This is a genomic window from Variovorax sp. FG153 (assembly GCF_057809595.1).
In genome coordinates, this window is record NZ_JBMDKG010000007.1 from 84036 (window position 1) to 97652 (window position 13617).

The following is a 13617-nucleotide window of genomic DNA, read 5'->3' on the forward strand; positions in this document are numbered from 1 at the left end:
CTCCTTGTGAATCGCTTCAATCGTCGGAGCCGCGCAGGCTTGGCCCCTGGCCGGAGCCGCCGCCGTCGCCCCCGCGCAGTGCGTGGGCGGCGGTGGTCGCGGCATGGGTGAGTTGCTGGCGGCGGTGCAGCCGCTTGGCCCAGGCGGGCTGTGCGTTGGCTACGCCGGAAGTGACATCGCCCGCGACGGCCTGGCCGGATGCCCCGGCTCCACCGGCGGCCGCACCTTCGTCAGCGGCTGGGCCGTTCCAGCCAGCACGGAACGGAGCGGCCATCCGCTGCCCCGCAGCGGAAGCACGGGATGCAGCCGCGCGTCCGGCGGACTGCGCGCCGGTTTTGGCGACGTTGCCCAGGCCGGCCATTGCGCTCTTCGCGCCACCGCCTGCGGCGGCGGAACCCGCCTGGAATGCCGATCGTGCGCTGCTGGCCGTCGAGGCAGCAGCACGCGCGCCGCTGCCGACCAGCTTGGCGGCGGCTGGTGCCATGCGCGCCCCGGCCATGACCGCGCCACCAACGCCAGCCGCGGCAGCACCGACGGCAACGGCCGTCCCGGCTGCGCCGACAGCGGCACCGGCCATTGCGCCCGCGCCGAGCTGCGGCGCACCGGACACGAGGCCCGTGGCGATGCCAGGGCCGAAAATGCCCAGCGCCAGCAGCGTGAGCGAGGCCAGCATGATGACCAGCGCATGGTCGATGTTCGGCTCTGCGGGATGGACTTGGAACTGCGAGAACAAGCCCGAGCCGATGCCGACGATCACGGCCAGGACCAGCACCTTGACGCCGGATGCCACCACGTTGCCCAAGACCTTTTCCGCTAGAAAGCTCGTCTTGTTCCAAAGCGCGAACGGCACCAGCACGAACCCCGCGAGCGTGGTCAGCTTGAACTCGATCAGCGTGATGAACAGTTGGATCGCCAGTACGAAGAAGCACAGCACCACGACCAGCCACGCGAGGAACAGCACCACGATGGGATCGAGATTGGCGAACACCTCGGGAAAGCCCGCCATCTCGCCGATCTGTTCCAGAATCGGCGCCCCGGCGTCGATTCCGGTTTTCGCCAGCCGGCCCGGCTGCAAAAAGTTCTCCATCGTGATGGCCGAGCCGGTGGCCGTAATGCCCAGCCCCGCAAACGAGCGGAACACGATGCTGGCCAGCCAGTTGAAGTTGTTGAGGATGTAGGCGAAGGCACCGACATAGAGCACTTTGCGCAGCAGCTTGGCGATCACGTCCTCGCCTTGGCCGGTGGAGTGGCTCATGGCCCAATACAGCCCGGCGATCGTCATGTCGATGACGATCAGCGTGGCCGTGAGGAACGCCACTTCACCGCGCAGCAACCCGAAACCCGAGTCGATGTAGGTGGCGAAGGTGTTGAGGAACTGGTCGATGATGGTCACGTCATTCATGGCGTGCCCTCCGGTTCGGCGGGCGATGCTGGCGCTACGCCATCGGCCGGTTCATCGAAGCTCGGCGGAATCGGTGGCAGGTCGGCCAGCGTCTGGTATTCATCCGGCCCGGTCTGGCCGGAGAAGAAGCGCCGCCGGAAGGCTTCGGCGGCGGCGCGGCAAGCGTCCTCGCCCGTGGCCTGCATGACCTGTTGTGGATTGGCGGCGCATTGCGCGCGCAATGCCTTGAGCCGCACGGGATCGGCGGCCAGGGCATCGGCGAGGTTGTCGGCTGGCCGCTCGCCACAAGCGGCCCGCAGCGCAGCAAGCACTGAAACAGACAGGACGAGGACGCATTGCATGGCGGCCTCCCGTCAGTCACGGTAGAAGTTGACGGACTGTGGTGTGTACGGCGTGCCGTCGCCCAGGAAACGCCGCCGCACCTCGCGGGCGCGCTCCGTGGCCGCAGCCTGCCGCGCCAGCTCCAGCGAAGCGGCCCGGTCTTGCGTGATCTGGAGCCGCTGAGTCTGGATGGACTGCTTGGCCTGCAAGGCCAGCAGTTGGTTCGTGGCCTGCATGGCTTGCAGCGCGCCGACGGCGGATTGGCTCTTGCCCACCAAATCGGCCAACACGCCTTCATCGTCATGGAGGTTCTGCGATGCCTGAGCTTGCATCTGCATCGTGGTCTGCAAGCCGTTGAGCGTGTTCTTCCAACGCTCCTGCGCATCGCGGTACATCTGGTCGCCGCTGACGGTGGCGGCGTACTGCTCCGGGTACAGGCGCGCGAACTCCCGGTCCATGTTCGCCACGTCATAGGCCAGGCCCTTGGCCTGGGCGATCAGCCGCTGGGTGGTCGCCAGATTGCTGCGCAAGCGATTCACCACGCTGGACGGCAAGCTGGCCAGGTTGCGCGCCTGGTTCATCAGCATCTGTGCCTCGTTCTGAAGCTGCTCGACCTGGTTGCTGATCTGCTCCAGCGTGTTGGCCGCCGTCATCATGTTCTGCATGAAGTTGAACTCGTCGAACACGGTGTCGCCGATGCCGAAGATGGCGTGGGCCGGCTGCACGGCGCCGAGGGCGAGCGTGCAGGCGACGGTCACCGCGGCGAGCTTGGGGGTATAGGACTTCATGGCAGGGTCTCCTGTGGTTGGTCAGTGATACGAGGGGGAACAGGGGAGGCACGCGGCGCAAGGCCGGGGAACGAGGGCAGCAGGTCGGCCGCCCACCCGAGTCCGCGATGGCGCAGCCAGGCGCCGGCGAAGCCGGGCACGCCGGCATTCAGCAGCACGCGGTCGATGTCGCGCTGGTCTTGCGGCGTGGAAGCGCCCGCGAAGGCCAGCGTCGCCGGCCCCAGGTCGAGGTCGAACAGGCGATTGCCGAGGCGGGATTGGTAGTAGTAGTCGCGCTTGGGCTGCGCGGTGGCGACGATCTCGATCTGTCGCCTGTTGAGGCCGAGGCCCTCGTAGATCGTCCTGATCTGCGGCTCGGTGGCCTGCGGGTTCGGCAAGAAGATGCGGCTCGCGCAGCTTTCGATGATCGCGGGCGCGATGCTCGAATCCTTGATGTCGGCCAGACTCTGCGTGGCGAAGATGACACTGACGTTCTTCTTGCGCAGCGTCTTGAGCCACTGCCGGATGCGGGCCGCAAACACCGGGTCATCGAGGAACAGCCACGCCTCATCGAGGATCAGCAGCGTGGGCGCACCGTCGAAGCGCTCGTCGAATCGCGCAAAGAGGTAATGCAGCACGGCCATGACGGCGGCCTTGCTGTGCATCAGCTCTTCCATCTCGAAGCACTGCACAGAACCGAAACCCAGGCGATCCACATCCGCGTCCAGCAGCTTGCCGTGGGCGCCGCCGAGCACATAGGGCGCCAGTGCTTGGCGCAGCGCATTCGATTGCAGCAGCACCGACAAGCCCGTCATCGTGCGCTGCTCCACGGGCGCGCCAGCGAGACTGCCAAGTGCCGACCAGATGGCGGCCTTCTCGTCGGGGCCAACGGCCACGCCCTCATGCCGCAAGCGGCCTTCGATCCATTCGGCCGCCCAGGTACGGTAGCCCTCGCGGTCGATGCGGGCCAAGGGCTGGAAGGCAATTTCTCCATCCGTGCCCAGGTCGTAGTGCTCGCCGCCCAGCCCAAGGATCGTGGCGCGCATGGAGCGTCCCATGTCGAACGCGAAGATGCGTGAGCCGCGATAGCGCCGGAACTGCATCGCCAAGGTGGCGAGCAGCACCGACTTGCCCATGCCGGTGGGCCCGGCCGCCAGCGTGTGGCCCACGTCGCCAATGTGCGTCACCAGCCGGAACGGCGTGGCGCCCTCGGTGCGCGTGACGATCAACGGCGGGCCATCAAGATGGTCGTTCTTCTCCGGCCCGGCCCACACGGCGGACACCGGCATCATGTGCGCCAGGTTCAGCGTCGAGACGATGGGCTGGCGCACGTTGGCGTAGGCGTTGCCGGGAATCGAGGACAGCCACGCATCGACCGCATTCAGGGTCTCGGGGATCGTCACGAAGCCCCGGCCCTGGATGACGCGCTCCACCATGCGCAGCTTTTCGTCGGCCACCGCAGGATCGGCGTCGAGCACCGTCACCGTGGCGGTGAGGTAGCCGAAGGCAACCTGATCGCTGCCCAGCTCCTGCAATGCGGCATCCGCATCGGCCGATTTGTTGCTGGCGTCGGTGTCCACCAGCGGGGATTCCTGCTGGAAGATGGTTTCTCGCAGCAAGGCGATGACGTTCTTGCGCTTGGCGAACCACTGACGGCGCAAGCGCCCCAATTCCCGTTCCGCCTCGGATTTGTCGAGACACAAGAACCGGGTTGACCAGCGATAGGCAAATCCAAGGCGGTTGAGGTCGTCCAGAATCCCCGGCCAGGTCGAGGTCGGAAAGCCCCGCACCGACACCACGCGCAGGTGCTGTTCGCCCAGTATGGGTGCGAGGCCACCGACCAGCGCGGAGTCAGTCAGCAGCGCGTCGATGTGGAACGGCACTTCGGGCACCGCCAGCGAATAGCGCCTCGTTGAGATGGTCGCGTGCAGGTAAGTCAGCGTCTGGCTGTCGTCGAGCCAGGCGATTTCCGGCATCACGCCGTCGAGCAGGTCAAAGACGCGATCGGTTTCCGCCACGAAGGCCGTCAGGCGCTCGCGCCAGTCCACACCATTCGTCGTGGTGTTCTCGTAGAGCATCTTGGCTGCACGGGCGCGGGATTCCTCCAGCGGCAGGTAAAGCAGTGTCAGGTGATAGCCGCTCTCGAAATGGTTGCCGCCTTCCTCGAAAGTGGCCCGACGTTCTTCCTCCACCAGCCACGACAACGGCTCGGGGAATTCGGAGTGGGGATAGTCAGCAGCGGTGCGGCGCTTCGCCTCAATGAACAAGGCCCAGCCAGATCCAAGCCGGCGCAGCGCATTGTTCAAGCGCGCCGACGTCGCGATCAGCTCGCCTTGCGTGGCGCTGTCGAGGTCAGGCCCGCGAAACCGGGCCGTGCGCTGGAAACTGCCGTCCTTGTTCAAGACGACGCCCGGCGCAACCAGCCCGGCCCACGGCAGCCGGTCGGCCAGCAGTGCGGGTCGTTGGCGGTATTCGGCAAGGTTCAGCATGGCATCACCTCACACGTCCAGAAGTGGCTTGTGCTTGATGTGCCGAGCGAACACGGCCATGAACTGCGGATCGACACGCGCCCCCCAGACCGCCAGCGAATGGCCGACGATCCAGAGCACAACGCCGGGAATCCACAGTTGCAGGCCCAGGCCGACAGCGGCGGCCAGCGTGCCGTTGGCGATCGCCACGGTGCGCGGCGCACCGCCCAACAGAATCGGCTCGGTCAGCGAGCGATGCAAAGGCACCTCGAACCCTGCCGCGAAGGTATCCGGGCCGCTCATACGACAGCCCCGCCGGAGAAGCTGAAGAACGACAGGAAGAAGCTGGAAGCCGCGAACGCGATGGACAGGCCAAACACGATCTGGATCAGCTTGCGAAAGCCGCCCGACGTGTCGCCGAAGGCCAGTGCGAGGCCCGTGGCGATGATGATGATGACCGCGACGATTCGTGCGACCGGCCCCTGGATGGATTCGAGGATGGATTGCAGCGGGCCTTCCCAAGGCATCGAGGAACCAGCGGCCTGCGCCGTTCCGGCGAGGAACAGCAGCAGCGCGGCCAGCAGCAGTCCTTGCCCCGCAGGGCGGGCCAGGCTGCGCAGCCGTGCAAGGCGCAAAGCCGGATTTGCAGAAAAACGGAAAGCAGGAATGGTCATCTGCGTCATGGCAGTTCTCCAGGTTGGTCAGGGGACAGGAAAGTCGCCGCAGCAGGTGCGGCATCCGGGATCGGCTGCAACTCGGGAAACGGCGTTTCCAGCGCGTCCGCCTCCCAATCCACCAGCCGGTAGCCCACGCCGTCGAAGCCGACGACGCGAGCGATGCTCTCAATGTGGCGCTTGCGCCCGCGCCCGGCGATGTGGATCACCACGTTGACCGCCTCGGCGATCAGCGCACGGGGCGGGTTCACCGCCACTTCGAGAATCAATTGCTCCAGGCGCAGCAGCGCGCCCAGTGCGGAGCCGGCGTGGATGGTGGCGATGCCGCCAGGATGGCCCGTGCCCCACACCTTGATGAGATCCAGTGCTTCGGCGCCGCGCACTTCGCCGACGACGACGCGATCCGGGCGCAGGCGCATGGACGAACGCACCAACTCCGTCATGGACACCACGCCGGCCCGCGTGCGCAGCGGCACGTGGTCGCGGGCCGCGCATTGCAGTTCCACCGTGTCTTCGAGCACCAGCACGCGGTCGCCCGTGGCGGCGATTTCGGCCAGCAGCGCATTGGCCAAGGTCGTCTTGCCGCTACTGGTGGCTCCGGCGATCAGGACGTTCTGGCGCTCGCGCACGGCACGCACCAGAAAGCCCGCCTGCTCGGCGGTCATCATTCCGTCTTCGATGTAGCGCGACAGCGGGATCACGCCCACGGCGCGCTTGCGCAGCGCGAAGGCCGGCCCTGGTGCGGCGGGCGGCAAGATGCCCTCAAAGCGTTCGCCGGTTTCGGGCAGCTCGGCGGACAGCAGCGGCTGGCCGCGATGCACCTCCGCGCCGACATGGGCGGCCACGAGGCGGATGATTCGCTCGCCGTCCGCTTCGGACAGCTCCACGCCCATCGGCGCGCGGCCCGATGAAAGCCGGTCGATCCACAAGGTTCGATCCGGGTTGAGCATGATTTCCACCACGTCCGGGTCTTCGAGCGCGGCGGCGATCAGCGGCCCCATCGCCGTGCGCAGCATCTGGATGCGGCGATCGAACGATGTGGCGCTCATGGACTGCGGAACGGCGCTCATGACGCACGCTCCTGCGTTTGTGCGGCGGCCGCCGCGTCTTCCATCCGCATTGGGTCGGGATGCAGTTCCTCCACCACGTCGCGCACCAGGCTCCGGCCCCGCAGCAGGTGGCGGCCCAACTGTTCAATGAATTGCTCGAAGCGCGCTTTGCCCTGGGCGCGAGCCGCGTCCTGGTGCGCCTCGGGGACTGGCGTGCTCACGGTCAGGTAGTAGCGAACAAACAGTGCCAGCGTCTCGATGGCGATGTTCTGGTCGCGCTCCATGCGCTCGGCATGGCGCGACAGGCGATCCAACCGCTTGGCAATCGCCGCTTCGCGCTGGTCGGCCGCGTCGGGCGACAGCCAGGATGCGAGTGCCGCCGCGACGATGCTGGACTTTGAGACGCCTTTCTTGGCGGCCAGCTCGTCGAGCCGCTTGGCGTGCTCGGGCTGGATAAAGAGGTTCAGGCGGTAGTGGCTCATAGCTCGATTCCGTCGTTGGGGTTCAGCGATGCCAGCCGGGCCGTGCGCTGCATGGCCGGATCAAGCTGGCGAGGAAGGGGAGGCGGCAGGTCGTCGTCGTCATCGAGCAGCGCGAGGTCGGCGGCAGTCGCGGCCAGCTCTGGGTCGTAGGTGAAGGTTTCGGAGAGTTCGGGCTGACGGCGCGGGCCGCCGTCGTCGGCAGCCAAGCTCCCCAGGTCATCAGCGGATGCGGTGGCCGGTGCGGCAGGTGTTGGCGGAATCGCCAGCCCGCTCCAGTCGTCGGGGCGCAGCGGCGCCGCGTCGGCGTACTGGCCGTCCGCCAGCGCGGGCGGCGGCAGCACGCGGCGCTTGAAATTGGCGTCCGAGTAGTAGCGCAGCTTCTTGGCCTTGATCGGCGCCACGCTGGAGACCATCACCACGGCCTCGTCGGGCGGAAGCTGCATGACTTCACCAGGTGTCAGCAACGGCCGTGCCGTTTCCTGGCGCGACACCATCAGGTGCCCGAGCCACGGCGCGAGCCGGTGCCCCGCGTAGTTGCGCTGGGCGCGCAGCTCGGTGGCTGTGCCCAGCGTCTCGGAGATCCGTTTGGCCGTGCGTTCGTCGTTCGTCGCAAACGTCACGCGCACATGGCAGTTGTCCAGAATCGAATGGTTCTGCCCATACGCCTTGTCGATCTGGTTGAGCGACTGCGCAATCAGGAAGCTGCGTATACCGTAGCCCGCCATGAACGCCAGCGCCGTCTCGAAGAAGTCCAGGCGCCCCAGCGCCGGAAACTCGTCGAGCATCAGCAGCAGCTTGTGGCGGCGCTCGATGCCGTCGGAGCCGTCAAGCGATTCCGTGAGGCGCCGCCCGATCTGGTTGAGGATCAGGCGAATGAGCGGCTTCGTCCGCGAAATGTCCGAAGGCGGCACCACCAGATACAGCGACACCGGATGCTCGGCGGCGATCAGGTCGGCGATGCGCCAGTCGCAGCGCGACGTGACTTCGGCCACCGTAGGGTCGCGGTACAGGCCGAGGAACGACATGGCCGTGGACAACACACCGGAGCGCTCGTTGTCCGATTTGTTGAGCACCTCGCGCGCTGCGGACGCCACCACCGGATGAGGCTCCGCGCCCAAATGTGGCGTGGTCATCATCCGGTGCAAGGTCAGCTCGAAAGGGCTGGCCGGGTCGGAGAGGAAGTTGGCGACGCCGCGCAGCGTCTTGTCCTCGCCCGCGTAGAGGACGTGCAGGATGGCGCCGACCAGCAGCGCGTGGCTGGTCTTTTCCCAATGGTTACGCTTCTCCAGCGCGCCTTCGGGATCGACCAGGATGTCCGCGATGTTCTGAACGTCACGCACTTCGTGCGCGCCGCGCCGTACCTCAAGCAGCGGGTTGTATGCGGCCGACCTCGCATCCGTCGGGTTGAACAGCAGGCAATGCGAGAAGCGCGAGCGCCAGCCTGCCGTGATGCTCCAGTTCTCGCCCTTGATGTCGTGGATGACGGCGGATGCGGGCCAGCTCAACAAGGTGGGCACCACCAGGCCCACGCCCTTGCCCGAGCGCGTGGGCGCGAACGTCAGGACATGCTCTGGCCCTTCATGTCGAAGGTACTGGCTGTCGTGCTTGCCAAGGAACACGCCGGCCGGCTGTGTGAGGCCCGCCTTGCGAATGTCCTGCGCGTTCGCCCAGCGGGCCGAGCCGTAGGTCGTGACGAGGCGCGATTGCCGCGAGCGCCAGATCGACATGCCAATGGCGACCACCACCGCCAGCAAGCCGCTGCCCCCCGCGATGGCGCCGCCGGTGTCGAACACGCGCGGCGCATAGGCATCGAAGAAGAACCACCACTCGAACAGCTTCCACGGGTGGTAAATCGGCGTGCCAAGAAAATCGAACCAGGGCGAGCCAAGGCGTAGCTGATAGCCGAGGGCGGCTGCTGTCCATTGTGTGGCGCCCCACACGCCGGTGATCACGATGCCGAATACCACGGCGATCTGACCGAACAGCACGTTCGTCCCTTGCATGACCTGGCCTCCGATTTCTCCTGCGCTGATTCCTGATGGAAGAAGCGACACAAGGACGTGCCGCAGGCGTCAGGATCGGTGCCGGGTCAGTGCCGGTCAAAGACCGTTTCAAGCAGAAAGGTCGAGCAAAAAGACAGAATGAGTGCGGTAGAGAGCCAAATAAAAACGCCGCAAGCGCAGGCGCATTGCGGCGTGTAGAACGGGAACTTGAAGGTGATGCAGCGAACCACCAACGATCAGAACTTGGGGGACTCTTTCGGCGGGGTGTAGGGGGTATCGCCGTCGCCATAGAACCGCTTGCGCGTAGCCTCGGCCACCCGGTTGCACAGTACATCGCCCAGCTTGGCGCGATCCGTCTTGCATTGCTGGCGCAGTTCTTTAAGCCGTTCGGGGTTGGACGCCAGTTCTTCTACTGTTGGAATATTCGCTTCGGAGGTGCTGGCCTTCTGAGGCGTTTCCGACTGGCCGCAGGCAGTCAACGCGGCCACCAGCAAGAAGGGAATGATCTTCTTCATGGTGCAGGTTCCTCCGTAGGATCAGGATCAGGATCAGGATCGAGGCCCGCGATGGGCTTGGGGGATTCTGGTGAGTCCATCGACTGCACCCGCTCGATGAATCGCTCCAATACATCGGATGGCTCACCTTCGGGGCGCAGCAGGAACGTCGTCAGTGGCGGCACAGTCGATGCGAGTGGCCGTGCCACTATGCCTTGTTCACGACTGGCGGCGATGTGCGCTGCACCCGCCAGCCCAAGCGCGAAGCCAGCCGATACAAGCGCCATCATGAGGTCGCAAGAGGCGCTGCGTTCGGCAATGAGAGGCTCCATGTCGGAGCGGCGCAGCACTCGATCAACGTACTTGGCATGGCCTTCGCAGGCTTGCGGATCGCACAAGACCAGCGGATAGCGCAGCAGTTCATCCAGCGGAATCCGCCTGTGGGTCAGCAATGGATGCCGTGCCGGCACCGCCACCATGAGCACATCGCTCCAGACAGGCAGCGCAACGATGCCGTCGCCTACCTCGTCAGATTGCGCAAACCCAACGTCGTACAGGTCGTCATGCAACCCCTTGAGCTGCTGCGACAGGGGCACCTCAAAGAAGCGAAGCTCAACCTCGGGTTCCTCTTGGCGGCATAGCGCCAATAAAGCTGGCAAGCGCGATGGCGTGAAGCCGTCTGATAAAGCTATACGCAACTGTCCATGAAATCCGTTGGCTGCTGATTTCACACTGTCCCGCGCTTGATCCAAGGCGGCAAGAACGCGGTGTGCATGCTCCAAAAATAGTTTGCCGGCGCGGGTCAGTCGCGTGCTGCGCGTAGTGCGAGCCAGCAGCACCACGCCCAGCTCCTCTTCCAGCTCCTTGATGGCCCGCGACAGCGGCGATTGCTCGATGTGCAGTTTCTCGGCGGCGCGGGCGAAGTGGAGTTCCTCGGCTACCGCCAAGAAGTAGCGTAGATGGCGCAGTTCCATCGACCACCTCCATTTTTTTTGTGCTGCCTAATGCTCAGAGTAGATCTAATTAAAGTCGTCTTGATATCGTTGAACGGGTACCACCAGCGTTACAGGAGCCGATGATTTTTAGACGAGGCTGCTGCTATGTCCCGATGAAAAATCATAAACTTAGAAGCCGGATCTATCGTGTTGAAGTAGGAACCAGTTCCGCAGTCGCAGCGCTGTTCATTTTGAGCATGTAGCCAACCACAGCGCCGCTCGACTCACCATCAATCGGCAATCGTTCGACCTTGAGAGCCCAAACTTTGAAGTGATAGTGATGGGTTTTGTCCCCGACCGGCGGGCACGGACCACCATAACCTGGGTTGCCAAAATCCGTTCTTCCCTGTACGGCTCCCGAAGGCAGCTTCGATCCATTCCTGTTGCCCGTGTCCGCTGGCAGACTGTGAACGTCCTTGGGGATATTCACGATCGTCCAATGCCACCAGCCACTGCCTGTCGGGGCATCGGGGTCGTACATGGTGACAGCAAAGCTTTTGGTTGACTCCGGCTCTCCAGACCAGGAAAGCGCTGGCGAGATGTCCGCCCCAAAGCAGCCGGAACCATTCTGTACATGGGCATTCTTCACCTGCTCGCCATGTTTGATATCGCTGCTTGTGAGCTTGAACTCCTGCGCCTGCGAGGCCAAGGAAACCAATGAAAGAGCGGCGCCAAGGATAAATTTGTTCATGTAGTAATGACTCGATAAGGAGTGAACATCGCGGCGAGCAACATTTAAAGAGGCCCGCCACGCTCGAAAACGTTCCAATCGGTGCGAGCAATGCGAGGCACAGCAAACGGTGCCTCGCGAAGGCTGATGACGTTACGGACCGTTGCGACTCTGCTTACTTCAGATTCTTCTGGAAAAAGTCCGTCAGCTTGGCGAACGGAATAAGGTCAGTGCGATCGTAGAGATCAACATGCCCGGCGTTCGGAATGACGACCAGCTCCTTGGGTTGGCCAGCCAGCTTGTAAGCGTCTTCGCTGAACTCTCGGGAGTGCGCTTCGGACCCCGTGATAAACAGCATCGGACGGGGTGAGATCGTCTCGATGTCGTTGAACGGGTAGAAGTTCATTTGCTTCACTTCCGCGGTGATCGGGCGATTGGTCGTGAGATACAGCGAAGAACCCTTCGGGACGTATGCGCCGCGCTTGGTGCGATAGAAGTCGAAGAACTCGCGCTCGATCGCGCCAGCGTCCGGGCGCAGCGTTTCGAGCATGCCGTCGGAATACTTCTTCTTGCCGCCCAGGAACTCCACGTAGCGCTGTTCCGCGGCTGCGGCTATGAATTGCTTGCGCTGCTCAAGCGATTGAGAGTAATTGAGGCCGTTGCGGGTTACGCTACCCATGTCGTACATGCTGACCGTGGCGATCGCCTTCAAGCGAGGGTCGATCTTGGCCGCACTGATGGCATAGCCGCCGCTGCCGCAGATGCCCAGAATACCGATCCGGTTCCTGTCGATGAATGACCGCGTGCCCATAAAATCCGTCGAGGCCATGAAAACTTCGGTGTAGATGTCCGACGAAACCGCATTGCGCGTACCCGAACTTTCGCCCCAGAACGACAGATCAGGTGCCAATGTCACGAATCCTTGCTCGGCAAGCTTCTGCGCATACAGATTCGCGCTTTGTTCCTTCACTGCGCCGTTGGGATGGCCCACGATAATGGCTGGATATTTCTTGCTGCGATCGAGACCATTCGGCACAAACAGATTGGCCACGATATCCATCTGGTATTGATTTTTGAATGTGACTTTCTCGACGGTCACCTTGTCACTCTTGTAAAAGTTGTCCGCACCATAGGACATGTCTTGCCCCATAGCGGTGAATGAGCTGGCCAGTATGGCCAGCATAAGAATGATCTTCCTCATACATATGTCCTCAGAAATTAGCCCGAAGATTCAGGCGGAAAGTGTGGCGTTGTCGATTACGAAGCGGTACTTGACGTCTCCTTTCAACATCCGTTCGTAGGCATTGTTGATTTCATCGGCGCGGATCATTTCGATGTCGGCGACGATGCCGTGCTTTGCACAGAAATCCAGCATCTCCTGCGTTTCCGGAATGCCGCCAATCATTGAGCCGCTGATGGAGCGACGCTTCATGATCAGGTTGAACACATTGGGCGACGGATGCGGCGTCGCCGGAGCGCCCACCAGGACCATCGTGCCGTCGCGTTTGAGTAGCACCAGCAGTGCATCGAGATCGTGCGGCGCCGCCACCGTATTCAGGATCAGATCGAAACTTTTGGCATGCGAGGCCATCTCATCTGCGTTGCGGGAAACCACGACCTCGTTGGCACCCAGTGCTTTGGCTTCTTCGCGTTTGGATTCGGACGTGGTCACTGCCACGACGTGAGCGCCCATCGCATGAGCCAGCTTGATGCCCATGTGTCCCAGACCACCGATGCCCACGACGCCGACCTTCTTGCCAGGCCCCGCCTTCCAGTGACGCAGCGGCGAATACGTGGTGATACCTGCGCACAACAGCGGGGCCACTGCTGCCAGTTGTTCTTCGGAATGACGGATACGCAGCACGTAGTGCTCATGGACGACGATTTGCTGCGAATAACCCCCTAGGGTATGACCGGGTGCGTCCGGGGTCGGGAAGTTGTAGGTGCCGATCAGTCCGTCGCAGTAATTTTCCAGACCGGCGTCACAGTCATTGCAATGCCTGCAGCTATCGACGATGCAGCCGACACCAACGAGATCGCCGATGCTGAAATCGGATACATGCGCGCCGACAGCCGTCACGCGTCCGACGATCTCGTGGCCCGGCACGCAGGGGAACTGGGTGCCTGCCCATTCAGCGCGCACCTGGTGCAGATCTGAATGGCAGACACCGCAAAAGGCAATGTCGATCTGCACGTCGTGCGCGCCAGGCGAGCGGCGGTCTATTTGCAGCGGCTCCAAGGGTTTGTCACCTGCATGGGCGCCATAGGCTTGAATCAGCATGGGGATTCCTT

The 13617-nt window shown here is 63.6% G+C and carries 14 protein-coding genes; all 14 read right to left on the reverse strand.

Translation table 11 applies throughout. The features are described from left to right. Positions 1–16 precede the first annotated feature (16 nt). Positions 17–1402: a P-type conjugative transfer protein TrbL gene (trbL, locus tag ACODT0_RS10825; protein ID WP_489041231.1), complete on the reverse strand. Its 1386-nt coding sequence runs from the start codon at positions 1400–1402 to the stop codon at positions 17–19. Beyond that, positions 1399–1743, reverse strand: a complete 345-nt coding sequence (locus ACODT0_RS10830) for a hypothetical protein (protein WP_489041232.1) — start codon at positions 1741–1743, stop codon at positions 1399–1401. Before ACODT0_RS10830 ends, trbL begins: the two co-directional genes overlap by 4 nt. Positions 1744–1755: 12 nt before the next feature. After that, the gene (gene trbJ / locus ACODT0_RS10835; protein ID WP_489041233.1) at positions 1756–2511 is read right to left on the reverse strand and encodes a P-type conjugative transfer protein TrbJ; all 756 of its coding nucleotides are present in this window, start codon (positions 2509–2511) and stop codon (positions 1756–1758) included. Continuing rightward, complete coding sequence (trbE, locus tag ACODT0_RS10840) at positions 2508–4979, reverse strand: conjugal transfer protein TrbE (protein ID WP_489041234.1); 2472 nt, start codon at positions 4977–4979, stop codon at positions 2508–2510. The genes trbJ and trbE overlap by 4 nt, the downstream gene beginning before the upstream one ends. A 9-nt stretch (positions 4980–4988) precedes the next feature. Continuing rightward, the gene (locus tag ACODT0_RS10845; protein WP_489041235.1) at positions 4989–5261 is read right to left on the reverse strand and encodes a VirB3 family type IV secretion system protein; all 273 of its coding nucleotides are present in this window, start codon (positions 5259–5261) and stop codon (positions 4989–4991) included. Beyond that, positions 5258–5641, reverse strand: a complete 384-nt coding sequence (locus ACODT0_RS10850) for a TrbC/VirB2 family type IV secretion system protein (RefSeq protein WP_033453502.1) — start codon at positions 5639–5641, stop codon at positions 5258–5260. Before ACODT0_RS10850 ends, ACODT0_RS10845 begins: the two co-directional genes overlap by 4 nt. Next, the gene (gene trbB / locus ACODT0_RS10855) at positions 5638–6702 is read right to left on the reverse strand and encodes a P-type conjugative transfer ATPase TrbB (RefSeq protein WP_489041236.1); all 1065 of its coding nucleotides are present in this window, start codon (positions 6700–6702) and stop codon (positions 5638–5640) included. The genes ACODT0_RS10850 and trbB overlap by 4 nt, the downstream gene beginning before the upstream one ends. After that, a complete protein-coding gene (locus ACODT0_RS10860; RefSeq protein ID WP_293189502.1) occupies positions 6699–7163 on the reverse strand; it encodes a CopG family transcriptional regulator in 465 nt (154 codons plus the stop codon). The genes trbB and ACODT0_RS10860 overlap by 4 nt, the downstream gene beginning before the upstream one ends. Beyond that, positions 7160–9166 (reverse strand): conjugal transfer protein TraG, encoded by a 2007-nt coding sequence (locus ACODT0_RS10865; RefSeq protein ID WP_489041237.1) that lies wholly within the window; start codon positions 9164–9166, stop codon positions 7160–7162. The genes ACODT0_RS10860 and ACODT0_RS10865 overlap by 4 nt, the downstream gene beginning before the upstream one ends. 236 nt (positions 9167–9402) lie before the next feature. Then, entirely contained in the window at positions 9403–9681 is a 279-nt protein-coding gene (locus tag ACODT0_RS10870; RefSeq protein WP_293189506.1) for an EexN family lipoprotein, read from the reverse strand. Then, a complete protein-coding gene (locus ACODT0_RS10875; RefSeq protein ID WP_489041238.1) occupies positions 9678–10634 on the reverse strand; it encodes a LysR family transcriptional regulator in 957 nt (318 codons plus the stop codon). Before ACODT0_RS10875 ends, ACODT0_RS10870 begins: the two co-directional genes overlap by 4 nt. A gap of 163 nt (positions 10635–10797) precedes the next feature. Next, the gene (locus ACODT0_RS10880; protein WP_489041239.1) at positions 10798–11346 is read right to left on the reverse strand and encodes a kinase inhibitor; all 549 of its coding nucleotides are present in this window, start codon (positions 11344–11346) and stop codon (positions 10798–10800) included. Between the two features lie 154 nt (positions 11347–11500). Further along, complete coding sequence (locus ACODT0_RS10885; protein ID WP_489041240.1) at positions 11501–12526, reverse strand: alpha/beta hydrolase; 1026 nt, start codon at positions 12524–12526, stop codon at positions 11501–11503. A 30-nt stretch (positions 12527–12556) separates the two neighbouring features. Continuing rightward, a complete protein-coding gene (locus tag ACODT0_RS10890; protein ID WP_489041241.1) occupies positions 12557–13606 on the reverse strand; it encodes an NAD(P)-dependent alcohol dehydrogenase in 1050 nt (349 codons plus the stop codon). Between the last annotated feature and the right edge of the window lie 11 nt (positions 13607–13617).

Coding starts and splice junctions, on each gene's coding strand:
- ACODT0_RS10885 (WP_489041240.1), bottom strand. CDS start 12,526: ATGAGGAAGATCATTCTTATGCTGGCCATACTGGCCAGCTCATTCACC.
- trbB (WP_489041236.1), bottom strand. CDS start 6,702: ATGAGCGCCGTTCCGCAGTCCATGAGCGCCACATCGTTCGATCGCCGC.
- ACODT0_RS10845 (WP_489041235.1), bottom strand. CDS start 5,261: ATGAGCGGCCCGGATACCTTCGCGGCAGGGTTCGAGGTGCCTTTGCAT.
- ACODT0_RS10830 (WP_489041232.1), bottom strand. CDS start 1,743: ATGCAATGCGTCCTCGTCCTGTCTGTTTCAGTGCTTGCTGCGCTGCGG.
- ACODT0_RS10865 (WP_489041237.1), bottom strand. CDS start 9,166: ATGCAAGGGACGAACGTGCTGTTCGGTCAGATCGCCGTGGTATTCGGC.
- trbE (WP_489041234.1), bottom strand. CDS start 4,979: ATGCTGAACCTTGCCGAATACCGCCAACGACCCGCACTGCTGGCCGAC.
- ACODT0_RS10880 (WP_489041239.1), bottom strand. CDS start 11,346: ATGAACAAATTTATCCTTGGCGCCGCTCTTTCATTGGTTTCCTTGGCC.
- trbJ (WP_489041233.1), bottom strand. CDS start 2,511: ATGAAGTCCTATACCCCCAAGCTCGCCGCGGTGACCGTCGCCTGCACG.
- ACODT0_RS10875 (WP_489041238.1), bottom strand. CDS start 10,634: ATGGAACTGCGCCATCTACGCTACTTCTTGGCGGTAGCCGAGGAACTC.
- ACODT0_RS10850 (WP_033453502.1), bottom strand. CDS start 5,641: ATGACGCAGATGACCATTCCTGCTTTCCGTTTTTCTGCAAATCCGGCT.
- ACODT0_RS10870 (WP_293189506.1), bottom strand. CDS start 9,681: ATGAAGAAGATCATTCCCTTCTTGCTGGTGGCCGCGTTGACTGCCTGC.
- trbL (WP_489041231.1), bottom strand. CDS start 1,402: ATGAATGACGTGACCATCATCGACCAGTTCCTCAACACCTTCGCCACC.
- ACODT0_RS10860 (WP_293189502.1), bottom strand. CDS start 7,163: ATGAGCCACTACCGCCTGAACCTCTTTATCCAGCCCGAGCACGCCAAG.
- ACODT0_RS10890 (WP_489041241.1), bottom strand. CDS start 13,606: ATGCTGATTCAAGCCTATGGCGCCCATGCAGGTGACAAACCCTTGGAG.